This window comes from Pseudomonas sputi (assembly GCF_021603585.1).
Taxonomy (GTDB): Bacteria; Pseudomonadota; Gammaproteobacteria; order Pseudomonadales; family Pseudomonadaceae; genus Aquipseudomonas; species Aquipseudomonas sputi.
The window spans coordinates 74,641-98,171 of the sequence record NZ_BQHI01000014.1; the positions used below are offsets into that span (position 1 = coordinate 74,641).

General features: G+C 58.2%; 21 protein-coding genes and 1 pseudogene. 13 read left to right on the top strand and 9 right to left on the bottom strand.

From position 1 onward, the window contains the following. Nucleotides 1-7: 7 nt before the first annotated feature. On the top strand, nt 8-1,741 hold the full coding sequence (locus L6D81_RS19180) for a PTS fructose-like transporter subunit IIB (RefSeq protein ID WP_236181471.1): 1,734 nt from the start codon (nt 8-10) through the stop codon (nt 1,739-1,741). Between the two features lie 59 nt (nt 1,742-1,800). Continuing rightward, entirely contained in the window at nt 1,801-3,342 is a 1,542-nt protein-coding gene (locus L6D81_RS19185; RefSeq protein ID WP_236181472.1) for an alkaline phosphatase D family protein, read from the top strand. A gap of 54 nt (nt 3,343-3,396) precedes the next feature. Here the strand turns inward: L6D81_RS19185 and L6D81_RS19190 are convergent, their stop codons facing one another. Then, nucleotides 3,397-5,925 (bottom strand): PepSY domain-containing protein, encoded by a 2,529-nt coding sequence (locus L6D81_RS19190; RefSeq protein WP_236181473.1) that lies wholly within the window; start codon nt 5,923-5,925, stop codon nt 3,397-3,399. Nucleotides 5,926-6,057: 132 nt separating this feature from the next. Beyond that, nucleotides 6,058-8,379 (bottom strand): TonB-dependent receptor, encoded by a 2,322-nt coding sequence (locus L6D81_RS19195; RefSeq protein WP_236181474.1) that lies wholly within the window; start codon nt 8,377-8,379, stop codon nt 6,058-6,060. A gap of 207 nt (nt 8,380-8,586) precedes the next feature. On the opposite strand from L6D81_RS19195, the gene L6D81_RS19200 reads away from it, so the two are divergent. Both L6D81_RS19200 and L6D81_RS19205 read left to right on the top strand, forming a co-directional pair. Next, entirely contained in the window at nt 8,587-9,267 is a 681-nt protein-coding gene (locus tag L6D81_RS19200) for a Fe2+-dependent dioxygenase (protein ID WP_039769208.1), read from the top strand. Then, complete coding sequence (locus L6D81_RS19205; RefSeq protein WP_236181475.1) at nt 9,268-10,047, top strand: tetratricopeptide repeat protein; 780 nt, start codon at nt 9,268-9,270, stop codon at nt 10,045-10,047. It abuts the gene before it with no gap. 17 nt (nt 10,048-10,064) lie between these two features. On the opposite strand, the gene L6D81_RS19210 is transcribed toward L6D81_RS19205, so the two are convergent. The 7 genes from L6D81_RS19210 to L6D81_RS19240 form a co-directional block, all read right to left on the bottom strand. After that, nucleotides 10,065-11,066 (bottom strand): alpha-xenorhabdolysin family binary toxin subunit B, encoded by a 1,002-nt coding sequence (locus L6D81_RS19210; RefSeq protein ID WP_236181476.1) that lies wholly within the window; start codon nt 11,064-11,066, stop codon nt 10,065-10,067. Between the two features lie 30 nt (nt 11,067-11,096). Further along, complete coding sequence (locus L6D81_RS19215; protein ID WP_236181477.1) at nt 11,097-12,161, bottom strand: alpha-xenorhabdolysin family binary toxin subunit A; 1,065 nt, start codon at nt 12,159-12,161, stop codon at nt 11,097-11,099. 166 nt (nt 12,162-12,327) lie between these two features. Then, entirely contained in the window at nt 12,328-13,491 is a 1,164-nt protein-coding gene (locus L6D81_RS19220; RefSeq protein WP_039769212.1) for a type III PLP-dependent enzyme, read from the bottom strand. A gap of 592 nt (nt 13,492-14,083) precedes the next feature. Further along, a complete protein-coding gene (locus tag L6D81_RS19225) occupies nt 14,084-15,238 on the bottom strand; it encodes an osmoprotectant ABC transporter ATP-binding protein OsmV (RefSeq protein ID WP_236181478.1) in 1,155 nt (384 codons plus the stop codon). Further along, nucleotides 15,235-15,888: an ABC transporter permease gene (locus tag L6D81_RS19230; protein ID WP_085729571.1), complete on the bottom strand. Its 654-nt coding sequence runs from the start codon at nt 15,886-15,888 to the stop codon at nt 15,235-15,237. The genes L6D81_RS19225 and L6D81_RS19230 overlap by 4 nt, the downstream gene beginning before the upstream one ends. 13 nt (nt 15,889-15,901) lie before the next feature. After that, entirely contained in the window at nt 15,902-16,795 is an 894-nt protein-coding gene (locus L6D81_RS19235; RefSeq protein WP_236181479.1) for a glycine betaine ABC transporter substrate-binding protein, read from the bottom strand. Between the two features lie 20 nt (nt 16,796-16,815). Next, nucleotides 16,816-17,505, bottom strand: coding sequence for an ABC transporter permease (locus L6D81_RS19240; RefSeq protein ID WP_236181507.1), 690 nt, complete (start codon nt 17,503-17,505; stop codon nt 16,816-16,818). A 515-nt stretch (nt 17,506-18,020) separates the two neighbouring features. On the opposite strand from L6D81_RS19240, the pseudogene L6D81_RS29715 reads away from it, so the two are divergent. From L6D81_RS29715 to L6D81_RS19280, 9 genes and pseudogenes are all read left to right on the top strand, one after another. Then, nucleotides 18,021-18,083 (top strand): annotated as a pseudogene (locus L6D81_RS29715) (hypothetical protein); the annotation flags it as partial. 200 nt (nt 18,084-18,283) lie between these two features. Beyond that, nucleotides 18,284-19,489 (top strand): tyrosine-type recombinase/integrase, encoded by a 1,206-nt coding sequence (locus L6D81_RS19245; protein ID WP_236181480.1) that lies wholly within the window; start codon nt 18,284-18,286, stop codon nt 19,487-19,489. A 100-nt stretch (nt 19,490-19,589) separates the two neighbouring features. After that, nucleotides 19,590-19,946 carry a type II toxin-antitoxin system RelE/ParE family toxin gene (locus tag L6D81_RS19250; RefSeq protein WP_236181481.1) on the top strand — a complete coding sequence of 119 codons (357 nt, stop codon included), beginning with the start codon at nt 19,590-19,592 and terminating at the stop codon, nt 19,944-19,946. A 4-nt stretch (nt 19,947-19,950) separates the two neighbouring features. Beyond that, on the top strand, nt 19,951-20,280 hold the full coding sequence (locus L6D81_RS19255) for an XRE family transcriptional regulator (protein WP_236181482.1): 330 nt from the start codon (nt 19,951-19,953) through the stop codon (nt 20,278-20,280). Nucleotides 20,281-20,465: 185 nt separating this feature from the next. Further along, nucleotides 20,466-20,633: a hypothetical protein gene (locus L6D81_RS19260; RefSeq protein ID WP_236181483.1), complete on the top strand. Its 168-nt coding sequence runs from the start codon at nt 20,466-20,468 to the stop codon at nt 20,631-20,633. A gap of 610 nt (nt 20,634-21,243) precedes the next feature. After that, complete coding sequence (locus L6D81_RS19265) at nt 21,244-21,483, top strand: RidA family protein (RefSeq protein ID WP_236181484.1); 240 nt, start codon at nt 21,244-21,246, stop codon at nt 21,481-21,483. A gap of 50 nt (nt 21,484-21,533) precedes the next feature. Then, nucleotides 21,534-21,788, top strand: coding sequence for a hypothetical protein (locus tag L6D81_RS19270; RefSeq protein WP_236181485.1), 255 nt, complete (start codon nt 21,534-21,536; stop codon nt 21,786-21,788). 17 nt (nt 21,789-21,805) lie between these two features. Next, entirely contained in the window at nt 21,806-22,957 is a 1,152-nt protein-coding gene (locus L6D81_RS19275) for a tyrosine-type recombinase/integrase (RefSeq protein WP_236181486.1), read from the top strand. 403 nt (nt 22,958-23,360) lie between these two features. Then, nucleotides 23,361-23,528: a helix-turn-helix domain-containing protein gene (locus L6D81_RS19280; RefSeq protein ID WP_373874319.1), complete on the top strand. Its 168-nt coding sequence runs from the start codon at nt 23,361-23,363 to the stop codon at nt 23,526-23,528. Nucleotides 23,529-23,531 lie beyond the last annotated feature (3 nt).

Here is a 23,531-nt window from a genome sequence, read left to right on the forward strand (position 1 = left end):
GTTTGTCATGAAGTTAGCCATTGTCACGGCCTGCCCGAACGGCATGGTCACCAGTGTGCTGTGCGCCCGGTTGCTGGATGCCGCGGCCCAGCGTCAGGGCTGGAGCACCAGCGTCGAAGTGGTGGATGCCGCGCACCCGGAACGCGAGTTGTCGGCGGCCACCATCGAGGCCGCCGAGTGGGTGTTGCTGGTGGCCACGGGATCGGTGGACATGACCCGGTTCATCGGCAAGAAAGTCTTTCGGATCGCGCCGGCGCAAGCCCTGCAGGATGTCGAGGAGGTGCTGCGGCGTGGCGCCGTCGAGGCCGAGGTTTACGTCGCTGCCGAAGCACCGCCCGTGGCTGCCAGCGCCAATGTGCCGCGTCTGGTTGCCGTCACTGCCTGCCCGACCGGCGTCGCCCACACCTTCATGGCCGCCGAAGCCCTGCAGCAAGCCGCCAAGCGTCTGGGCTACGACTTGCAAGTCGAAACCCAGGGCTCGGTCGGCGCGCGAAATCCGCTGAGCACAGCCGCGATTGCCGAGGCAGACGTGGTGCTGCTGGCGGCTGACATTGAAGTCGCCACCGAGCGTTTCGCCGGCAAGAAAATCTACCGCTGCGGCACCGGGATTGCGTTGAAGCAATCCGAAGCCACGCTGAAAAAGGCCCTGGCCGAAGGTGTCGTGGAAAACGCTGCCGGCGCCGGCAAGGCCCCGGCCAAACAAGAGAAAAGCGGCGTCTACAAACACCTGCTGACCGGTGTGTCGTTCATGTTGCCGATGGTGGTGGCGGGCGGTCTGATGATCGCCTTGTCGTTCGTCTTCGGCATCACCGCGTTCAAGGAGGAAGGCACGCTGGCGGCGGCGCTGATGCAGATCGGTGGCGAGACCGCGTTCAAATTGATGGTGCCGCTGTTGGCCGGTTACATCGCCTGGTCGATTGCTGACCGCCCCGGTCTCGCGCCGGGCATGATCGGCGGTTTGCTGGCGAGCACCCTGGGCGCCGGCTTCATCGGCGGGATCGTTGCCGGGTTTATCGCAGGCTACGCGGCCAAGGCGATCAGTCGGTATGTGGTGCTGCCGCAAAGTCTGGAGGCGCTGAAACCGATTCTGATCATCCCGTTGTTCGCCAGCCTGTTCACCGGTCTGGTGATGATTTATGTGGTCGGCAAACCGGTGGCCGGGATGCTCGCGGCGCTGACCCATTTCCTCGACAGCATGGGCACCACCAACGCGATCCTGCTCGGTGTGCTGCTGGGCGGCATGATGTGCGTCGACCTCGGCGGGCCGATCAACAAGGCCGCTTATGCGTTTTCGGTGGGGCTGCTGGCCTCGCAGAGTTACGCACCGATGGCCGCGACCATGGCCGCCGGCATGGTGCCGCCGATCGGTCTGGGCATCGCCACGTTCATCGCTCGGCGCAAGTTTGCCCAGACCGAGCGCGAAGCCGGTAAAGCGGCACTGGTGCTCGGGTTGTGTTTCATCTCTGAAGGGGCGATTCCGTTTGCCGCGAAAGACCCGTTGCGGGTGATCCCGGCAAGCATTGCCGGCGGTGCGCTGACCGGTGCGCTGTCGATGTATTTCGGCTGCAAACTGATGGCGCCCCACGGTGGCCTGTTCGTGCTGGCGATTCCGAACGCGATCAACCATGCGCTGCTGTACCTGCTGGCGATTGTCGCGGGCAGTCTGCTGACGGCCGTGGTGTATGCGCTGGTCAAGCGGCCGGAAGCCTTGGAACTGGCGCTGGAGCCGGCGAAGGCGTGAGGTGTCACACCCTTTTCATCTAGCGGTGCTTAAGTTTTCCTTTTTTCAGGGAGAACACCATGAGCGATTTCAATCCCGGTCGCCGGCGCGTGATGCAAGCCGTCGGCGCCGGACTGCTGATGCCGGGGCTGGCGCCGGCCGTGATCGCGTCGGTCAAGGATCGACCGCAACTCACTGACGGCGTGCAATCCGGCGACCTGCAGGGCGACCGGGCGATGATCTGGAGCCGCGCCGACCGCCCGGCGCAGATGGTGGTGGAGTGGGACACCCGCAGCCAGTTCCGCCACCCGCGCCGCGTGGTCTCGGCGCTGGCCGATGCCCGCAGCGATTTCACCGCCCGCGTCGAACTCACCGGGTTGCCCGCCGATCAGGCGATTTTCTACCGCGTGTATTTCAAGGACGCCCGCACCGGTGTTTCCAGCGAACCGTGGCTCGGCCATTTGCGCAGTGCCCCGACGGCGCGGCGCAATATCCGTTTTGTCTGGAGCGGCGACACCGTCGGCCAGGGCTTCGGCATCAACCCCGATATCGGCGGCATGCGCATCTACGAAGCCATGCGCATGCGCTTGCCGGACTTCTTTATCCACAGCGGTGACACCATCTACGCCGACGGCCCGGTGCCGGCGCAACTGACCACTGAGGGTGGCCGGATCTGGCGCAACCTCACCACGGAGGCCAAGAGCAAGGTCGCCCAGACCCTCGACGATTATCGCGGCAATTACCGCTATAACCTGATGGACGAAAACGTCCGTCGCTTCAACGCCGAAGTGCCGCAGATCTGGCAGTGGGATGACCATGAAGTGGTCAACAACTGGTCGCCGGGCAAACAGCTCGACGAGCGCTATCAGGAAAAAAATATCCACACGCTGGTCGGCCGCGCACGTCAGGCCTGGCTCGAATATGCGCCGATGCGCTTGCAGGCGGCCGATGGCGGCGGGCGGATTTATCGCAAGCTGAGTTACGGGCCGATGCTCGATGTGTTCGTGCTCGACATGCGCAGCTATCGCGGGGCCAACGACGACAATCTCGGGGCGGAAAAACCGTTCCTCGGACGCGAGCAACTGAACTGGCTCAAGCGTGGATTGAAGGCCTCGAAAGCCCAGTGGAAAGTGATTGCCGCCGACATGCCGATCGGTCTCGGCGTGCCCGACGGTGAAGTCAGTCCCGGGGTTGCGCGCTGGGAAGCAGTGGCTAACGGCGACCCCGGCCCGGCCCAGGGACGTGAGCTGGAAATCGCCGAGCTGCTGGGCTTCTTGCGCGCGCAGCAGGTGCGCAATTTCGTGTTCCTGACGGCGGACGTGCATTACTGCGCGGCGCATCACTATCACCCGGATCGCGCGGCGTTCCAGGATTTCGAACCGTTCTGGGAGTTTGTCGCAGGGCCGTTGAACGCCGGCAGTTTCGGACCCAATCCGCTGGACAAGACCTTCGGCCCGCAAGTGGTGTTTCAGAAAGCGCCACCGACGCAGAACGCTTCACCGTTTGCCGGTTTTCAGTTTTTCGGCGAGGTGAACATCGAGGGGCAGAGCGGGGAGATGAGCGTGGTGTTGCGGGATCTGGAGGGTGTGGCGGTGCTTGAGCAGAAACTGCAGCCCGTCTGAGTCCAGTGTTGAACCTGTGGGAGCAGGGTTGCTCCCACAGTTGCCCAAGGTGAATCAGTAAACGTCGCGGCGATAGCGACCCTGTTCGATCAGGCGTTCGACTTCGGCGGCGCCCAGCACTTCATTGAGCACCTGATCCACCCCTGACGCCATGCCTTGAAGGCTGCCGCAGATGTATATCACCGCACCGTCCGCCAGCCATTTCTTCAGCTCGCCGGCCGATTCGCGCAGGCGGTCCTGCACGTAAATCTTCTCGGCCTGATCCCGCGAGAACGCCAGATCGAGGCGTTCCAGATCACCGTTGATCAACCACTCTTCCAGCTCTGCGCGGCAGAGGAAGTCGTGCTCGCGATTGCGTTCGCCAAACAACAGCCAGTGACGCTGTTGGTTGTCCGCGATCCGCGCCTTGAGCAAACTGCGCAGCCCGGCAAGACCGGTGCCGTTGCCCAGCAGGATCATCGGCACCGGCGCGTTCGGCAGATGGAAACCGCTGTTGCGGCGCACCCGCAGGCTGATGCTGCCGCCGATCTGCGCATGCTCGGTCAGCCAGCCGGAGCCGATGCCGAGGCTGCCGTCGGCACGCTGTTCCTGACGCACGATCAGCTCCAGCACGCCGTCGGCGGCGATCGAGGCGATCGAGTATTCGCGCATGGCCAGCGGCACCATCGCATCGACCAGCGCCTGGGCGTGCAGACCGACCAGATGGGCACGGTGCTCGGGCAACTGGCGGCTGGCGAGGGCCACTTCCAGCGGCTCCTGCAGGCCGTTGACCTTGACGCTGGTTTCGCCACGGATGCCGAGACCGTCGAGGAAATGCTCGATCGCCCACGGGCAGTTGCGCGGCAGCACTTCCACCAGATCGCCGGCCAGCCAACTGCGGGAGGTCGGCGCGGTCAGACCCAGCAGATAGACCGGTGCGCCGGCGCTGTCCGGGTTCATCAGCTCGCGGCGCACCAGCGTCCAGTTCTCGTAGCTCGGCGCCTGCCAGGTGTCGACCGGCGCTTGCCCGGTGATGTGGCCCAGCTGTGTCTGCCAGTGACGCAGGGCGTAAGGATCGCCGCTGTCGACTTCCACCGGCGCGAACAGGGTCTTGCCGCCGTGTTCGCTCAGCCATTGATGCAAGCGTCGGGCGAAGCCGCAGAAGTGTTGATACTGACGGTCGCCGAGGCCGAGTACGGCGTAGTTGAGGCTGTCGAGGGTCGAGGCGTTGTTCAGCACTTTGCGTTCGAAACCGCGCGCGCTGTCCGGCGCTTCGCCGTCGCCGAAGGTGCTGACCACGAACAGGGCGTTGTTCGATTCACGCAGATCCTGCTCGCTGACATTCGCCAGCGGCTGCACCTTCACCGGCAATCCGGCGGCCTGCAATTGGCCGGCGGTCTGCCACGCCAGTTGCTCGGCAAAACCGCTCTGGCTGGCGAAGCCGATCAGCCACGCGGGGGTATCGTCAGCCGGTTGGTCGAGGCCTTTGCGCGCATCCTTGATCTGCTTTTTCTTGCGTCGGCGATCCAGGTACAACAGCCAGCCGGTGATGAAGAACAGTGGCATCAAGACGGCTGCGACGGTGACGATGATCCGCCCGACCAGACCGAAATAACTGCCAACGTGCAGCGCGTAAATGCTGGTCAGCAATTGCGCCTTGAAGCTTTTCTCGGCGTAGCGCTCGACGCGTTTGACGACGCCGGTGGCCGGGTCGAGGGTGATCTGGTTCAGCGCGCGGTCATGGGGCGAGCTGTCGAGCAGATAAAACACGGTCGCCGGTTGGCCGGCCACTGGTGGCATGCGGATGTTGTAGGAGGCCAGGCCCGGACCCGCGGCGCTGTAGATGCTGACCCACATCGCGGCGTAATCGGCAGTCGGCGCCGGACCTTCAGGCGCCGGGCCACGACCGCCGCGTACACGCTCGTTTTGCGGCGCATCGGAAAGCAGTTTGGTCAGGCCTTTGTTGTACCACTCGTAGGACCAGGACAGTCCGGTCAGTGCCAGCAACAGGTACACCAGCATGCACCAGGTGCCGAACACCGAGTGCAGATCCCAGTTGAAGCTGCGGCCCTTTTTCTTCCAGTCGAGGGTCAGCCACACGCGCCAGCTGCGCCACTGGCGGGGCCAGCGCAGGTACAGGCCGGACAGACAGAAGAACAGCAGCATCAGGGTGCAGGCACCGGTGATGTTGCGCCCGGTGTCGCCCATGGCGAGGAACCGGTGCAGTTGCAGCATCAGGCCGAAGAAGTCCTGGCCAGTGGCCTCGCCCTTGAACTCGGCGGTGTAGGGATCGAAGTAGCGCATCTCGCCCCGGCGCTCACCTTTGGGCGGGGTGAACCAGACGCGGCCGGCGCTGCCGCTTTCGGTTTCGACCGAGAGCATCGAGACTTTCTTGCCCGAGGCGGATTCGATATGCGCCACCAGATCGGCGGGCGGCAGCACACCGGCGACCTGTTTCTCCACCCGTAACACGGATGGGTTGAGGGCTTTGAGAATTTCGTCCTGAAACGAATAGGCAGCGCCGGTGATGCCCATCAGGGCCAGCACCAGCCCGGCAGTGATGCCAAAAAACCAGTGCAACTGGAACAGGGTTTTCTTCAACACGTTGCTTGCCTTGTCCGTTCGGAGGTTGTGTTCACGGCGTGCATTATGCCGTGGCCTATCGAGAAACGTTCTTTATTACGCACAAAAGCCCCGCTCAAATGAATGAACGGGGCCCGATGCTTGCGGCTTCTGTCAGAAGTGGAAGTTGGTGCTCAGCAATGCCGTACGTCCCGCCGCCTGGTTGGCGAAGTGGGTCGAGAAAGCCTTGTCGTAGTAGGTCTCGTTGGTCAGGTTCTGCACGTTCAGTTGCAGGTCGACGTTCTTGCTCAGCTTGTACGCCGCCATGGCGTCGTAGCGAACGTAGGAATCGACCAGGGTGGTGTTGGCCACGTTGCCGAATACGTCATCCACGTAGAAGGCGCCGCCACCGATGGTCAGCTTCGGCGTGACCTGGTAAGTGGTCCACAGGCTGGCGCTGTTTTTCGGCGTGTTGGGCAGCTCGTTACCGTTGTTGGCCTTGTTGGCCGGCAGGTCACCACCGTCCACTTGCTCGCTGTCCATGTAGGCGTAACCGGCGAACACTTGCCATTTGTCGGTGATCTTGCCGCTGGCCGACAGCTCGATACCTTGAACGCGGGTCTTGCCGGCGTTTTCGTACGAGGTGGTATCCACCTGGACACGCGCGTTTTCTTTCTCGGTGCGGAAGATGTCGGCGGTCAGCGACAGGCGATCGTTCAGCAGATCCCACTTGGTACCGATTTCGTAGTTCTTGGTGGTTTCCGGCTCCATGTCGCTCTTGAGCAGGTTGCCGTTGCGATCCGGCGTGCCGCCCAGCGGGTTGCCTTCCTGACCTTCACCCAGGGTGTTGCCCGGTGGTGTGGCGGAAGTGGCGTAGGACGCATAGATGCTGCCGTTCTCCGCCGGTTTGTAGACGACGCCGAACTGGCCGGTGACGAACTCGCTGGTGTCCGAACCCTTGGAGGTGGTGCGGCCAGCGTTGTTGTAAGTCTTGTAGCCGGTTTCAAAGTGGTCGTAACGCAGGCCCATGTTCACCAGCCATTGCTCGGACAGCTCCAGGGTGTCGAACGCATACAGCGCGTAGGTATCGGACTGGGTGTCGGTGCCGGCGTAGTTGCGCGAGATCGCGCCGTTCCACGGATCGTTCGGGGTCGGGTTCGACAGCGAGGTGCAGTTGTAGCCGCTGGCAGCGCCGATCAGGCCCGGGTTGCAGTTGTTGGTCACGGCCGAGGTGCGCGGCGTGGTGTCGGTGTTGACGCTGTACGAAGACTTCTGGCTTTCCTCACGGGTGTACTCGACACCGGTGGAGAAGCTGTTCTTGAAGCCGGCAACGTAGAAGTTGCCGAACAGGTCGGTCTGGTTGGTGGTGGTCTCGGTGTTGCTCACGCGAGTGTTCGCACGACGCCAGACGCTGCCGTTGTTGACGTTGCCCTTGCTGTCGTCCGGTTGGGTCAGGATGTAATCCTGCATGCTGGTGCCGTGACGCAGGGTGTTCTTGATGGTCAACGAGTCGCTCAGGTCGTGCTCGATGGCGAAGGTCGCGGTGTCGGTGCGGCCCTTGCGGAAATCGCGGTCCAGACCGTAGAAGTTGCTGTGATCGCCGCCGGCGTACGGTTTGTCCGGGTTGGACTTGGTACGTGCTGCCGAACCGCCGGCCGGAATCGTGTAAGGGATGCCCGAGTCCGGCGTGTCGTTGCTTTCAAGATGGTAGTAATCGAGGTTGACGCGGGTGTCGGTGCCCAGACCGAAGGCCAGCGACGGCGCGATGCCCCAACGGTCGTAATCGACCTTGTCGCGACCGGTGACGTTGCTTTCGTGGCTCATCAGGTTCAGACGGCCGGCAGCGGTGTCGCTGAACTGGTAGTTGCCATCCATCGTGTAGCGCTGGGTCTGATCGGAGCCCCAGGTGAAGCCACCGTCGAACGAGTTGCCCAGGTGCGCTTTCTTGCTCACCAGGTTGATGCTGCCGCCTGCCGCGCCGCGACCGCCGATGGCGGAGTTCGGACCCTTGCTGACTTCGATGTTTTCCACGGCGAAGATCTCGCGGCTCTGGGAGCCGGTGTCGCGCACGCCGTCGAGGTAGGTGTCGCCCTGGGCGTCGAAACCGCGGATGAACGGACGGTCGCCCTGCGGGTTGCCGCCTTCACCGGCGCCGAAGGTGATGCCCGGCACGGTGCGCAGCGCGTCCTGCATGTTCAGGGCGCCGGTGTCTTTCAGAACTTGTTGCGGGATAACGGTGACCGAGCGCGGCGTGTCGACCAGCGGCGCGGTGTACTTGGGCGAGGAGGCTTTCTCGACCTGGTAGGACGTTGACTCCTGAGCTTCGCCGGTGATGGCGGTAGCGTCCAGGGCGATGGCATTGCCGGAAGCCTTGCTGTCGGTTTTTTCGGCGGCAAACACCATGTGGCCTGCGGAGCCGGCGGTAATTGCCACGCCGATGGCGGAAGCGAGCAGACGTGGTGAACTGACCGGTAATTGTGCGGGTTGACGTGCCATTTTTATTCCCCTCCCCAAGGATTTGAGGCGGCGGAATATAGGGTAAACAGGTATTCGTATCAATTGCGAAACATTACTATTCGCGACAAATTTACATTCTTTACAATTTAACCTTACGGTTTTTGCCGGTTCATTCGTCTAGCGGGTTTTACACAGTCAATAAGAATCAATACCATTGGCATCCCTTTGTCATCCGGTGACTTCGCCATGTTGCTGCACATCCCCGCGCTGTTCGAGAAAGACGAAGTGCAGCGCATTCGCGAGGCGCTGGAGCAGGCCGACTGGGCCGATGGCAAGATCACTGCCGGCTATCAGTCGGCCAAGGCCAAGCACAATCTGCAATTGCCGGAAGGCCATCCACTGGCCAAGGAAATCGGCGCGGCGATGCTGGAGCGCCTGTGGAAAAATCCGCTGTTCATGTCTGCCGCGCTGCCACACAAAGTATTTCCGCCGTTACTCAACTGCTACACGGCGGGCGGCAGTTTCGATTTTCACATCGACAACGCCGTGCGCCAGCCCAAGGGCAGCATCGAGCGGGTACGCACGGATCTGTCGGCCACGCTGTTCTTCAGCGAGCCCGAGGACTACGACGGCGGCGAGCTGGAAATCCAGGACACCTTCGGCACTCAACGGGTAAAACTGCCCGCCGGCGACATGGTGCTGTACCCCGGCACCAGCCTGCACAAGGTCAACGCGGTGACCCGCGGTGCGCGCTATGCCTCGTTCTTCTGGACTCAAAGCCTGGTGCGCGAAGACAGCCAGCGTGCCTTGCTGTTCGAGATGGACGGTGCGATCCAGCAACTGACTCAGGACATGCCCGATCACCCTTCGCTGATCCGCCTTACCGGCACTTATCACAACTTGCTGCGCCGCTGGGTCGAGGTGTAAGTGGCAGACTTTCGTTTGCGCCGCGAAGAAGTCCTCGACGGTGAACGTCTCAAGGGCATGCTCGAAGAAAGCCCGGCCCGTGCAGCTCAGGCGATTCTTATCGCAGCAGGTGAGGGCGTGCTGGAAGCTCAGGCGCTGCTGGGACAGATCCTGCTCGATGGCCATGGGATCGCTCAGGATCAGCCGCTGGCCTTGCGCTGGTTTGAAATCGCCGCGGGGCAGGGGCATCTGATGGCGCGCAACATGCTCGGTCGTTGTCATGAACATGGCTGGGGCTGTGCCGCGGATGCCTCGGCTGCGGCAGGGCACTATCGAATCGCCGCTCGAGCCGGCCTGGATTGGGCGATGTACAACTTCGCCAACCTGCTGGCCACCGGGCGAGGAGTGGCGGCAGATCATCTTCAGGCGCTGGACTTGTACCGGCGCGCTGCCGAGGCTGGCCACGCCAAGTCGATGAACCTGTTGGGGCGTTATCTGGAGGAGGGGCAGGTGTGCCGCCAAGACCTGGCAGCGGCTCACGACTGGTATCGGCGTTCAGCCGAGGGCGGGGATTTTCGTGGTCAGTTCAGCCATGCAGCGATTCTGGCCGAAGCTGGGCGAATCACCGATGCCTTGCACTGGCTTGATAAAGCGCTGGTTCACGGCAATATGAATTTCTTGAGGGTTGCCAGCGAGGCGCTGCTCGCTTCCCCGCACGCAAAGATCCGCGCCATGGGGGGAGCCTATCGTCAACGCCTCTGTGCACTCGAGACCGAGTCTCCAGCCCTTCATCGACCATGAAGGGCTGGAGTGATCGATCAGCCGCGCAACCAGCGGCTTTTAAGGGGAATCAGGTAACTGCGCAGGGCCTGGCTGTGTTCGAGCACTCGTTCGCCACGCAGCAGAATGTCTTCATGGAGCGTAGCCGTGAGGGCGTCAAGAAACGCGGAGAAGGCATCCGATAATTTGCGTGTCTCTCTGACGTAGGCTTGTTGGTGTGGCACGACTTTCTGGGTGTCGTTCAACTGGCGAGTCTTGTCGTCGTTGTCGCGCAATTGTTTCTCCAGGGAGGCCAGGCGTTCTTCCCGTTGCACGAGGCGCGTCTGGATGATTCGTCGTGCTTCGATCAGATCCTTGTATTTGATCAGCTCGTTGGCCTCGTCCAGAAACTTGTTGGCGACGATCAGCCCGGCTTCGAGTGCTGCAGCTGCAGGCGACTTGGGCCTGTTGCCGATCATTGCCGCCAGTTGCTCGAGCAAGGGTTTGATCCGGTCGATGAATGTCAGCTTTTCAAACTCGGCAATCGCAAGATTCAGCACCGCCTCGTCGGCTTTCAATTCAGCCAGCGGGACTGTCTCGGTTTGGTATTCCCGATCCAGGTTGACTCTGGCGTTCGCCAGCTCTTCGAGCCTGAAACGGTTGTTACTGATGGCAATGCTCTCAACAGTGAAGACGCTGTCGTGCAGCGACGAATGCAGCGTTGTCATTTGTACGGTGCACAGTGTGATCAGTTGCTCGACGATTTGCGAATAGAGCTTGCGTGCATGCTCGGCCTGACTGTTCGACTCACGTTGATTGAGGATGGCCAGTGCCTGCAGGTTTTCGTTCAGATCATCCGTGTCCAGCGCTGTCATTGCCGATGCGATGGTGTTGGCAGCGACAAGATCCAGTTCGCTGATGGCTGCATTCAAACGAACCAGTTCATCGCTCAAGGCTTTGATATACAGATTGGCGGAGCCAATGATTGCCTGAAAACGAATAGCCTCACGGCTTTCTTGAATGCGGCCAAGGTCGGGAACGACATAGGAAATTTTTGTCATGATGATTTCTTCTTGATTGAAATGATCGAGTCAGTCGAATGCTTTGATAAGTTGTTCCGAGTTGGTTTGAACGGTCTTCCAGTTCTTAAGAACAACTTTCAAACTCGAGACGAAACTTCTCAGGGTCAGGAATTCGTTGATCCCCATTAATTTGTTTTGCGAGGCGTTGATGTAGTCCGTAATGGAGATCCACAGCGTTTCAAGTTGTGAGGTGCTTTGGATGGCACCCTCTACATAAATCGACATGCTGTTCAATCCCGCCTGGAACTCCATGAGCGAGCCCGCGAGGATGTTCTTTTGCTTGACCTGCTCGACCAATAAATCTCGTTGATCAATCAGAGGGCGCAAGTGGATTTTCTGCTGGAGTTCGAGGTGCTGGTACCAGGTCGATGAACCGCCTCTGTAACCAACGATAAAGCCAAGGATATGTTCGAAAAAGTTCGGCTCGGTTTCCCTGGTCTTTTCATCAATGCTTTTTTGGGCCTGATCAATGGCGGCATTCAGCTCGGTGAGCTGTCGGTTGATTTGCGCATCACTGGCCAGTCGCAGTTTTTCACCAATACCGATGGCAACCTTGTCGTTAAGGTCGCTCTTGAAGTATTTCAGGCGTTCGCTGACGTCCTGGCTGCTGAGTTTTTTCTCTCCGATCGACCTTGCAATGAACGCCAGCGATTCTTGAATGGAGCCGAAACGGTTCTTCTCGGTCTTGCCGATCTCCAATGGCGGGAGACTGGCGATCTCTTCCTCGGACAGCGAGTCGATGGTGCCCAGGTAGTTTATGTAGCCCGGCATGCTCACGATGGCGTCGATAATATCCTGACCGAAATTCTCCAGATCTTCTGAAAACGTCGACAGACTTCCAGCCACGCGTTTCATCGAGTATTCAATGTCGTTCCAGGCGTTGGCGTTATTGATGATCAGGTGATTGAGTTCGACAACGTCAAGCACCTCAAGACCGGCAATGCCGGTGGACTTGGTGTTTAGTTGCGCTTCCACAGCTTCGATACTGCGCGGCAGCGTCCTGGCAGCGGATATGTAGTTTTTGATTTTTCTGATGTCGTCTGTGGTGACGAACGGGTTTGAACTCGGTTGCACTTTTAGTTCCTTTTAAAGTGTTGTTCGAGTTCTCAGCGTAAGCCTGTTTCTTGGCTGGCGGGTATGGGTTTAGTGTGACCTGTTGTTGTTTATTATTTGTTGTTATTTGGAACTTGCTGCATAAAAAAACCGTGCCTGGGCACGGTTTTTTTATGCGCTGTGCGTGTTACACGTAAAACGATTTCAGCGGCGGAAAACCATTGAATTCAACGGCGCTGTAACTGGTGGTGTACGCACCGGTCGACAGCCAGTACAGGCGATCACCAATGGCCAGGTTCAGCGGCAGGCCGTACTTGTAGTTTTCGTACATGATGTCGGCGCTGTCGCAGGTCGGGCCGGCGATCACGACTTCTTCCATCTCGCCTTTCTTCTCGGTCCAGATCGGGAACTTGATTGCTTCGTCCATGGTTTCGATCAGGCCGGAGAACTTGCCCACATCGGTATAAACCCAACGCTCGACGGCAGTGCGGGATTTACGGGCAACCAGTACCACTTCGCTGACCAGGATGCCGGCGTTGGCGATCAGCGAACGGCCCGGCTCGAGGATGATTTCCGGCAGGTCATCACCGAAGTCTTCCTTGAGGAAGCGGATGATTTCTTCGGCGTAGGTTTCCAGGCTGTTGGTGCGGGTGATGTAGTTGGCCGGGAAGCCACCGCCCATGTTGATCAGCTTCAGGTGGATGCCGTCTTCTTCCTTCAGACGCTCGAAGATCACTTTGACCTTGGCGATCGCGGCGTCCCAGACGCTGATGTCGCGCTGTTGCGAACCGACGTGGAACGAGATGCCGTAAGGCACCAGGCCCAGGTCACGGGCGAGGATCAGCAGGTCCATGGCCATGTCGGTCTGGCAGCCGAATTTGCGCGACAGTGGCCAGTCGGCGGTGGTCGAGCCTTCGGTCAGGATGCGCACATAGACTTTGGCGCCCGGTGCGGCCTTGGCGATGTTGCGCAGGTCGGCTTCCGAGTCAGTGGCGAACAGACGCACGCCCTTCTCGTAGAAGTAGCGAATGTCCTTGGATTTCTTGATGGTGTTGCCGTAGCTGATCTGGTCCGGGCTGACGCCACGGCTCAGCACTTTGTCCAGCTCGTAGATCGAAGCGATGTCGAAACTCGAGCCTTTCTCTTTGAGCAGGTCGATGATCTCGACGGCCGGGTTGGCCTTGACCGCGTAGTAGACCTTGGCGAATTCGAAACCGGCGCGCAGGTCATCATAGGCCTGGGCGATCATCGCGGTGTCAATCACCACGAACGGGGTTTCCTGTTTGTCGGCGAACGCCTTCATTTTCTGAAAGGTTTCGCGCGCGAAATAGTCTTCGACCTGGATCGACATACTTGGGAGCTCCTATGGGCAAACTCGTGAAATCAATGGGTGCAAATGAACGCCCTCCGTATCCCCACTTTGGTTCGCCTACTTCCCAAGGCATGTCGCCGAAAGCAAAAAGGCCATGGGAAATGTAGCTTTCTTTCCCTTGGCCTTGCTGTCTCGTCGTCAGTACTTGAGCCGGATGGATCGTTTCCAGCATGGACGTTCGGCGCGAACTTTAGGGCGTGAGGGGCCTGAGATCAACTAAAAATGTCGCGTTTTTGCACGCTTCTGACGTGCGTCGCGGATATCACTCTTTGTAGCCGACCGAGATGACGGTCAGATGTTCCGCAATAATTTTCAGGTGTTAAAAATACCTGCACGTTCGAAGCTGATGCGCGCCAATTCATCGATAAGTACGATCACTTCAACATCGGCGACGTTGGCGGCGAGAAGGGCAGGTGATGGGGAAGTTGCTGGTTAAGGCTGACATCCGCGGAGGGGGTCAGCCTTCTGATGTGTTGATATTTCTTGCCGGCTCATGGCAGGCAAAAAAAAACACGGCTTTGAGATCCTGCGATCGAAAAAAAGGGCTGTCGAACAGCCCTTTTGCGTTTGATCAGGCCACCGCCTCGGCCGGTGACACGATATTGGTCTTCATTCCGCGTGAACGACCCGAACTCAGGTAAGCCGCAATCGATTCCTGAGTCACTTCGCCCAGAAACACCCGCTCGGCATCCATCACCGGCAACCACGAACGATTGAACTCGTACATCCGCGACAACAGGATGCGCAAATGCTCGTCGTAGGCCGCCGTGGCGTTGAACTCGCGCAGGAACTGCGCGCAGGTACCGGTCTGACGATGCAGGTCACGACGGCGCACATAACCCAGTGCCTTGTTCTCGGCGTCAGTGACGACGACATAGCGACGGTCATGTTCGTCCATCAACTCCAGCGCATCGGCCACCGGGGTTTCCGGGCTCACCGAAGGCGCGTTGTCCGCGGCGTCCTCGGCTTTCACCAGCAACAGGCGTTTGAGGGTACTGTCCTGGCCGACAAAGTTGCTGACAAAGTCGTCCGCCGGATGGGCGAGCAGGGTGTCCGGGTGGTCGATCTGCAACAGCTTGCCGGCGCGGAAGATTGCGATCTTGTCGCCGAGCTTGATCGCTTCGTCGATGTCGTGGCTGACCATGATCACGGTCTTGTTCAGCGCGCGCTGCATCTCGAAGAACTCGTTCTGGATCATCTCGCGGTTGATCGGGTCGACCGCGCCGAACGGTTCGTCCATCAGCAACAGCGGTGCATCCGCCGCCAGCGCACGGATCACGCCGATCCGTTGCTGTTGGCCGCCGGACAATTCACGCGGGTAACGATGCAGATATTGCTTGGGTTCAAGCTTGATCATGCTCATCAGTTCGCGGGCGCGGTCGTGGCATTTCTGTTTGTCCCAGCCGAGCAGTTTCGGCACGACGACGATGTTCTCTTCGATGGTCATGTTCGGGAACAGACCGATCTGCTGGATCACGTAACCGATGTTGCGGCGCAGGGTCACTTCGTCGAGGTCGCTGGTGTCTTCGCCGTTGATCAGGATCTTGCCCGAGGTCGGCTTGATCAGGCGGTTGATCATTTTCAGCGTGGTGCTTTTGCCGCAGCCCGATGGCCCGAGGAACACACAGATTTCGCCTTCATTGACGGTCAGGCTTACCGAGTCCACGGCGTTCACATCTTTGCCGTTGCTTTGGAAGGTTTTGCTGAGGTTTTGAAGTTCGATCATTTGAGGAGTCCTTTTGGAGTCAACGAGCGTTGCAGCCATTGGAGAAACAGGTCAGCGAAAATGGCCAGAAGACTGACCAGCAGCGCGCCGACGATGAGCATCGACATGTCGCTGCGGCTGATGGAGGCGAGGATCAGCACACCGAGGCCGCCGGCGCCGATGGTCGCGGCGATGGTCATCACGCCGATGTTCATCACCACGGCGGTGCGCACGCCGGCGAGGATCACCGGCACGGCGATCGGCAACTCGACCATGCGCAGGCGCTGGCCGAAGGTCATGCCGATGCCGCGTGCGGCTTCACGGATGCCCGGCTCGACGCCGGTCAGGGCGAGGTAGGTGTTGCGCATGATCGGCAACAGTGAATAAAGGAACACGGCGGTGATCGCCGGCATCGGACCGAGGCCCTGGCCGAATTTCGAGTAGAACGGCAGCAGCAGGCCGAACAGGGCAATCGACGGCACGGTCAGCAGCACCGTGGCGCTGGCCTGCAAGGGACCGGCGAGGCTCGGGAAGCGCGTCATCAAAATGCCCAGCGGCACGCCGATGAGGATCGCCAGACTGACGGCGATGCCGACCAGGGTGATGTGCTGCCAGGTCAGGTGCATCACCTGCTGCCAGTCGAGGTGGGAAAAGGCGTTCAAAAATTCCATGACTTTTCCTCCTTTAGTTCAGTGGGTGCTGGCGCAGGAAATCGGCAGCGACTTTCGACGGGCTCTCGTGATCGACATCGACGCGCGCGTTGAGCTGGCGCATGGTTTCGTCGTCGAACAGCTCGGCCAGCGGCTTCAGTTGTTCCGCCAGTTGCGGATGCGCATCGAGGTAGGCCTGACGCACGACCGGCGCAGCGGTGTAGTCCGGGAAGTAATGCTTGTCGTCTTCCAAAAGCTTCAGGCCGAAGGCGTTGAGGCGACCGTCGGTGGTGTAGACCAGACCGGCAAACACCTGACCGTTACGCAGTGCGGTGTAGACCAGCCCGGCGTCCATTTGCCGGATGTTCTGGCGGGTCAGGTTCATGTCGTACAGCTTGACCATGCCATTGAGACCGTCGGAGCGGTTGGCGAACTCGGTGTCCAGCGCGACCAGGTGATTGGTCTTGGCTTCAGCCTTCAGCACGTCGTTCAACTGGCTGATGTTGCTGATCTGCGGATATTCCTCAGCGACTTTTTTTGGCAAGGCGAGGGCGTAGGTGTTGCTGAATTTCGACGGAGTGAGCCAGGCCAGGCCTTTTTTTGCGTCGAGTTCTTTCACCCTTGCGTAGGACTGTGCGCTGTCGAGTTTTTCGGTGACGTGGTTGTAGGCCACCAGCGACACGCCGGTGTATTCCCAGAGCATGTCCAGTTGCCCGGTTTCGTGGGCGCTGCGGGCCAGGTTACTGCCCAGACCACCAGTGATCTGCGCGTCGTAGCCTTTGCTGCGCAGGTATTGTGCGGTGATTTCCGCAAGCAAGGTCTGCTCGGTGAATACCCGGGCGCCGAGGCGAATCACCGGTTTGTCGGCGGCTTGGGCGATGCCTGCGAACAGCAGCACGCAGCCCAGAATCAAACTGAGTCTTTTCATAAATATTCCTTTGCAAAGCCTCAAGACGGGCGCAAACCGCGTTCCAGCCAGAGACGGCTGGCAAGGGTGACCACGCCATCGAGCAGCAGGGCCAGCAGCGCGGTGCACGCGGCGCCGAGCAGAAGTTGCGGCTGATTGTTCAGGGCGATGCCGGGGAAGATCAGGCTGCCAAGGCTGTTGGCGCCGATCAGGAAGGCCAGCGGCGCGGTACCGACGTTGATCGCCAGGGCCACTCGCACACCGCCGACGATGATCGGCACGGCGTTGGACAACTCGACTTTCCACAGCACCTGGTTTGGAGTCATGCCGATGCCGACGGCAGCCTCTTTCAGCGAGCCCTGGACGTTTTTCAGGCCTTCGTAGGTGTTGCGCACAATCGGCAACAGTGAAGCGAGGAACAGGGCGAAGATCGCCGGACCGCTGCCGATGCCGAGAATCCCCAGGGCAATCGCCAGTACGGCCAGTGGCGGCACGGTGTTGCCGATGTTGAAGATCTGCATGAAGCGTTCGGCGCGGCCGACCATGGTCGGGCGGCTCAGGAAGATGCCGGCGGGGAGGCCCACGATCAGGGCAGCCAGCATTGAAGCGAGGACGAGAATCAGATGAGCTTGCAGGTAAAACAACAAATCGTCGCGGTAGTGTTCAATCGTGTTGATGCCGATCCAGTGGACCAGCAGGGCCAGGAGCGCGATCACCACCGCACCTCCCATCAGCCCTTTGCCATAGCGGATAGCCACAGGCGGACTCCTTTTTTAGTCGGCGAACGCAGTCCCGTGTTCAGTGGCCGGGGTGGTCAATTTTGTTAGCCCAACTTCGGCGCCAGAAGTTCATATCCTGCGTTGCTGTTCCTCGCCATAGCGAGCTATGACTCGTCACAGCGCCTTGGCTATGAACTGCTGGCATCCAAATTTGAGCCAACAAAATTGACCACCCCGGCCACCTGCCAAGCCTTGGCTGCCGGGAGAGTCGTTCGCGAGAAGCGGCTTTTTTTCAGCCCGGCAAAAGCGGTCCGAAAGCGAGCCATGAGCGCAGCCTCGTCAGGCTAACTTGCTGATTTTTCAGCCCCTGACGAAAAGTCGTAACAGGGGATGGACGTCTCCGTGCTTTGAAAGGTTCCCATCTGAGGCAGCATTTGGCCACCCTTAATGTGCTCAACGGTTCGGTTATTGAATCGAGTTGGGCTATAATCGCCGCCCTTTTTTGAATCACCGCCAGGCGATTTCCCATGACCAGACAGGCCGCCGAAGTCGCGAAACGCCGCACTTTCGCCATTATTTCCCACCCTGACATTACCCTCTGAGTCAGGCTAAGACAGCCCCCGCCATATTCTCAAATAATCTACTGATTTCATTGATGAAATCAGCGGTGACCGCGACAATCTGAGACATCCGAAGACAAGCTGAGCCACTCGATCTGTGTACATGGCCGCGTACACAAAACAGCATTTCGGAACCTTCCAGAAAATTATGTACGCAGTCCGGAGAGCCCATGGCGATCTCAGACACCTGGCTGAAAGCCCATAGCGGCAAACCCCACGCCACACGCGAAGAGAAAGCAGACCGCGACGGGTTTGGTGTGCGCGTGACCCCGAAGGGGAAGATCACTTTTCAGCTGCGCTATCGCTATGACGGTCGGCCCTGTCGCCTTGACCTCGGCACCTATCCTTTGATGTCGCTCAAGGATGCGCGCGCAGAAACGCAGCGTCTGCGAGCGCAGCTGGAGCAGGGGCATGATCCGAGAGTTGTGAAGCAACTGGAGAAGCAGGCGATCCTCCAGGCCGATTCCGTAGAGTCTTTGTTTCGGCAGTGGTACGAGGCGTACTGCAAAGGCAACAAGAAGGGTCATCACGAAATCCTGCGCTCCTTCGAAATCCATGTGTTCCCGAAAATCGGCAAGCTCCCGGCTGGGAAAGTCACCCTGCACGAATGGCTGGCGCTTCTTGAGGGGCAGGCCAAAGCACGGCCTGGCATCGCCGAGCGCATCCTGGTCAATGCCAAGCAGATGCACAAATGGGGGGTGAAGCGCCAGTTGATCCCGTCGCACCCGCTATCGGAAATCAACGCCAAGGAAGACTTGCAGATCAAAAAGGTCGCCGGGGCGCGCTCCCTTTCCGATGATGAGATCAAGCTCGTATGGAAAGCCATGGAGCAATCGCGCATGGCGACCAAGAACAAGCTTTTCCTGAAGCTTTGCCTGATCTACGGATGCCGCAACAGCGAGCTGCGCCTGAGCGAAAAAAGCCATTTTGATTTTGGTAAGCAGGTTTGGACGGTGCCAGTCGAGAACCACAAGCTGGGTAAGGCATCAGGAAAGCCGCTGCTACGCCCAATCACTCCGGAGATTGAAGCGTTGGTCAAGCAGGCCATGGCGCTCAGCGCCGAGGGCAAGCACTTGTTCACGAACAGCGGAACGAACAAGCCGATGGGAATAGGGGCTCCCTTGCAGCTGCCCTACAACATCATGCAGTGGCTGCGGCGGCATGAGAAATATGAAATGCAGCACTGGTCGGTTCACGATCTGCGCAAAACGGCGCGCACCAATTTCTCAACCCTGACCGAGCCCCATATCGCCGAAATCATGCTCGGCCACAAGCTGCCGGGCAGCTGGCAGGTCTACGATCAGTACGACTATCTGGCGGAGCAGAAGGAGGCCTACAGCGCCTGGTGCAAGCGCCTGAAAAACCTCACCGAATAGCGGCTCACATGCCCTTCCAAAGGCCTCGGAATCGGCCTAGGATCGGGCAGGGCTGAAATTATACCCTTGACGGAATATTCACTTAAGGATATATTTAATCATGGCGTGGCATATCGAATTTTGTGACGAATTTGAGCTGGAATTCGAGGCCATGGCTGAGGCGGTCCAGGACGAACTGCTGGCGCAGCTCAAGGTACTTGAGCGGTTTGGCCCGGAGCTGGGGCGACCTCATGTGGATACGCTCAACGGATCGAAGTACGCCAATATGAAAGAGCTGCGTTTCAAGGCTGACGATGGGGTCTGGCGCGTGGCCTTCGCGTTCGATCCCGAAAGGAAGGCCGTCGTACTGGTCGGTGGTGACAAGTCAGGCGGCAGCGAGAAAAAATTCTACAAGGCTTTAATCAAGAGCGCAGATGCCCGCTTCGACCGGCACCTGAGCACGTTGAAGAAAGGGTAAGGCAATGGCTAAGTCACTCGACCAGGTTATGAAAGGGCTTCCCGCTGCGCGCAGGCAGAAAATCGAGCAGCGCGGCGCAGAGCTTATCCAGGAACAGATGACCTTGCAGGAGTTACGCAAGGGGCTAAACCTTACGCAAGAGGCAATGGCCGATCTTCTCGATGTAAAACAAGGAAACGTCTCCAAAGTGGAGAAGCGCACCGACATGCTGATCTCCACGCTGCGCGAGTACGTCGAAGCCATGGGGGGAACGCTAGAGCTGGTAGCCCGTCTTCCAGGACGCGCCCCGGTGAAGCTGGAAGGTTTCCGCGACCTCCACGCAGAGCACAAGTAAGCGAGGCGCACCGCGCCGACTGCCAGAGCGCCTTTTCTTGCCCGCAAGAGGTTAAAGAGCATGGCCCGCATGAACCTTCTTAAAGCCGCTACCCTTGGTTTTCTGCTGAGCTTGAGCCCCCTCGCAGGAGCCGCCGCAGAAAATACCAGTCCCTATGCTGCGCCGCATCGAATGACAAATGGGACATGGAAATTTATGCCAACACCCAAAGTGGAACTTGGGCTTTAGTCGGAAAAAGCAAAAAACCTGATGCGAAAAAATTCCAGCTTTGCTACATCGCACAAGGGCTACCCAATACACCTTTTACGCAGGAAGTCTGGTATAGGAAATATTTCCAGGTGGCCGCACTGTAAGTTTTTCAGTGCAGTAACTTTCGGTAGAAGCATGGAGCGGGAGAAAACAAATGACCTCCACAATCTTTTGAAAACTGCATTCTTTACTTCTCTACTGACGTTGGCCACCCTAGCCCAACCGCACGACCGCCGTCCCAGACACTTATCTCCCACCTGAACGGGTAACACCGTCAGAACACATTGCGTGTGCGCTCACGTTCGCGCTGCTCCCACTCGGAAATATCGCCAGCGTCCCATAGATTGCAGCTTCCCGCATGCTTCATGCAGGGGGCGGGGAACGGATTCACCATCCGCTTCATGCGACGAAACAGTGTTCGGCTAGAGCAGCGGAAGCGTTCACAGAGATCCTGTGTAGAGTAATAGGCAACCATGTCAAATCCCCCGTGTGGGAACATGGCACCACCTTATCCCAGAGCAACATACTGACCGCCTCTCGCGTTCCTCTTGGGGCGCATTCGGATCAAGAGGAATTGGCGCGGATCGACAAGTAATCGTCAAAGAAAAATCTACAACTATAGAGTGTAAAAATTAATAGTTTATAAACTGATCAGGGTTCATCATGAAGATATAAATAATAAAATATTCTATTTGGGGAAAGAGACACGCGGTGATGCAAATCATAATCAGAGGGGAGATGACCGTCGCCCAATTGCGCCAGGCATTCTATGAAAAGCTCCATGAGCTGGAGAATGATTACAATGTTAAGCATCTCAAAAACGTGACCCTTTACGTCAATCCCATAAACGAATTTGGTGAAGAGGTCGTGCCGCGCAACAAACTGGGGCAGCAGGTCAATAAGCTTCACAGTAACGGGCCGTACCGGAGTGCTGCCGAAGATTACAAGCTTTAACGGGGATTAATTATTAGGGGATTGATATTGCCATGGAGTTTCCACGATACGTGAATATAGAACAGGCCAGAGACGTACTTGCCAATAACGGGATTGAGCTCACCCAGAGACAAATCAAGCGCGCCGCAGATCCCGATGCACATGGAAAACGTAAGCTGCCATTCTTCGTTGATCCCATCGATGGAAGGCTAAAAATAGACAAAAATCTGCTGGTAGAGATTTATAACACTTGTCAGGTAAACGCCAAAAATAACGCGCATATAAATGCAGAAAGCCTTAAGGGAGTATTTGACCGGAATGGCTAAATACGATATGACGAATCATGTCCGATATTCGAAAAAGAACAAGCAAAAATGGGATTGTGTATCAAGTTCGGTACGCAGATAAATCCTCATCCACCGGATACGCATACAAATCTTTTGGTCTTCGCAAGGAAGCCCAAGCATTTGTAGAAAGTCTTTCCGCTCGAAAACACCTGAACAAAAAAATAAGCACTGTTGATGCCGCCGTACAATCCTGGCTGAACATATGCGAAGCTGAGGGGCGAGATGGTAGAAAGCCTGTTTCATCGGCAGTCATGAAGCTATACAGCCGCCGCGCCGAAATCATCAATGAATATCATTGGGGGAAAACGCTACAAGACATCACAAAACCGGACATTGTGAACTTTCGCAGTTGGTTGCTTAATCAATATAGTCGCGATCAGTCAAGAAAGGTTTTGAGCTCTTTGCATTCTGTAATGTTGGAAATGGTCAGTCGCGGCCACATTGGCCATGACCCGGCGTTAGGCGTACGTATTCAGGCTGACACGCCGGAGATTGAAATCCCCAGCCATGCAGAGGTTAAGAAAATTCTTCGTGCCGCAGATGAGTTATCGGCAGACTCGCATTCTCAAATTCGGGATGCCTGGAAGCGGTATCGCCCGATGATCTATCTGGCTGTGGCATCGGGCATGCGCCCCCAAGAGTATGTGGCCCTTCCCCGACGCGACGTTTTAAATAACGGTATCCGCGTAAGTCAGGCTATGGATCGTTCTGGAAAAATAGGCGATCCCAAAAGCCGCGCTGGTCACCGTGTGATCGACGTGGGACCGGAGGTCATGACCATGATCCGGGATTTCATGGGGAAGGAGGGTCGTCCTGACGATCTAGTGTTTGGCACACGCACAGGCAAACCGATGCAGTTGGTTCCTTTTCGGGCCAGCGCTTGGGCTCCCGTTATGAAGAAAGCGGGCTTGATGGTGAAGGATAGCAAGACAAGTGTGGAGCGCCCCAAATACACCCCTTATGCACTGAGACATTTTTTCGCTTCATGTCTGCTAATGAAAAACTGCGACATCAAGTATGTCCAAGCGCAGATGGGGCATGCACGTGCTGCTATTACCCTGGACACCTATGGTCATCTATTGCCCTCAATCGATGACGCTCGCGCCGCCACAACCCGCGCCCTCGTTGGTGAATTATTGAGTGCCTAGTAGAGGCTTGTGGCGAATTTGTGGCCAAACCATCCTATCTATTTGAAAATCATAAACAAAAAGTAGCCTTCCAAGCTGGCTATGAGGGTTCGATTCCCTTCACCCGCTCCATCAATTAAATCAATGAGTTAGACGAGTATTGCGGAAATAAAACGGCCCCTTGGGGCCGTTTCTGCCACAAAATGCCACACGCTGAAACCCGCAGGAATCCGCGATTGTCCGCCGTGGGCATTTTGAGTTTGTGGCGAGCTTGTGGCGATTCCTCAGTCACACACTCCCATCGCCGTCATGTCAGAGCTTTCAGCCAACTGGCGGGAAGCCTACATTCGCCGTTGGCCGTTCCCCGATTTTCCCCTATTCTCTCAAGCTCAAAATAGGGGCCGGTGAAATGCCTGAAGACATAATGACCCTGAAGGAAGTGGCCGAGTACCTGAAGCTTGCGGAGAAGACGGCATACCGTCTTGCCGCCGACGGGAAGATCCCCGGCTTCAAGGTAGGGGGTAGCTGGCGGTTCCGGAAAGCCGCTATAGAAGACTGGATCGACCAGCAAACGACCAAAAATCGCACTTGAGTT

What these genes read in the sequence shown, in the direction of transcription:
- L6D81_RS19265 (WP_236181484.1), top strand. Translation starts at nt 21,244, where the DNA reads ATGCAAATCATAATCAGAGGGGAGATGACCGTCGCCCAATTGCGCCAG.
- L6D81_RS19220 (WP_039769212.1), bottom strand. Translation starts at nt 13,491, where the DNA reads ATGTCGATCCAGGTCGAAGACTATTTCGCGCGCGAAACCTTTCAGAAA.
- L6D81_RS19240 (WP_236181507.1), bottom strand. Translation starts at nt 17,505, where the DNA reads ATGGGAGGTGCGGTGGTGATCGCGCTCCTGGCCCTGCTGGTCCACTGG.
- L6D81_RS19255 (WP_236181482.1), top strand. Translation starts at nt 19,951, where the DNA reads ATGGCTAAGTCACTCGACCAGGTTATGAAAGGGCTTCCCGCTGCGCGC.
- L6D81_RS19185 (WP_236181472.1), top strand. Translation starts at nt 1,801, where the DNA reads ATGAGCGATTTCAATCCCGGTCGCCGGCGCGTGATGCAAGCCGTCGGC.
- L6D81_RS19210 (WP_236181476.1), bottom strand. Translation starts at nt 11,066, where the DNA reads ATGACAAAAATTTCCTATGTCGTTCCCGACCTTGGCCGCATTCAAGAA.
- L6D81_RS19245 (WP_236181480.1), top strand. Translation starts at nt 18,284, where the DNA reads ATGGCGATCTCAGACACCTGGCTGAAAGCCCATAGCGGCAAACCCCAC.
- L6D81_RS19225 (WP_236181478.1), bottom strand. Translation starts at nt 15,238, where the DNA reads ATGATCGAACTTCAAAACCTCAGCAAAACCTTCCAAAGCAACGGCAAA.
- L6D81_RS19280 (WP_373874319.1), top strand. Translation starts at nt 23,361, where the DNA reads ATGACCCTGAAGGAAGTGGCCGAGTACCTGAAGCTTGCGGAGAAGACG.
- L6D81_RS19260 (WP_236181483.1), top strand. Translation starts at nt 20,466, where the DNA reads ATGGAAATTTATGCCAACACCCAAAGTGGAACTTGGGCTTTAGTCGGA.
- L6D81_RS19180 (WP_236181471.1), top strand. Translation starts at nt 8, where the DNA reads ATGAAGTTAGCCATTGTCACGGCCTGCCCGAACGGCATGGTCACCAGT.
- L6D81_RS19250 (WP_236181481.1), top strand. Translation starts at nt 19,590, where the DNA reads ATGGCGTGGCATATCGAATTTTGTGACGAATTTGAGCTGGAATTCGAG.
- L6D81_RS19235 (WP_236181479.1), bottom strand. Translation starts at nt 16,795, where the DNA reads ATGAAAAGACTCAGTTTGATTCTGGGCTGCGTGCTGCTGTTCGCAGGC.
- L6D81_RS19230 (WP_085729571.1), bottom strand. Translation starts at nt 15,888, where the DNA reads ATGGAATTTTTGAACGCCTTTTCCCACCTCGACTGGCAGCAGGTGATG.
- L6D81_RS19275 (WP_236181486.1), top strand. Translation starts at nt 21,806, where the DNA reads ATGTCCGATATTCGAAAAAGAACAAGCAAAAATGGGATTGTGTATCAA.
- L6D81_RS19195 (WP_236181474.1), bottom strand. Translation starts at nt 8,379, where the DNA reads ATGGCACGTCAACCCGCACAATTACCGGTCAGTTCACCACGTCTGCTC.
- L6D81_RS19200 (WP_039769208.1), top strand. Translation starts at nt 8,587, where the DNA reads ATGTTGCTGCACATCCCCGCGCTGTTCGAGAAAGACGAAGTGCAGCGC.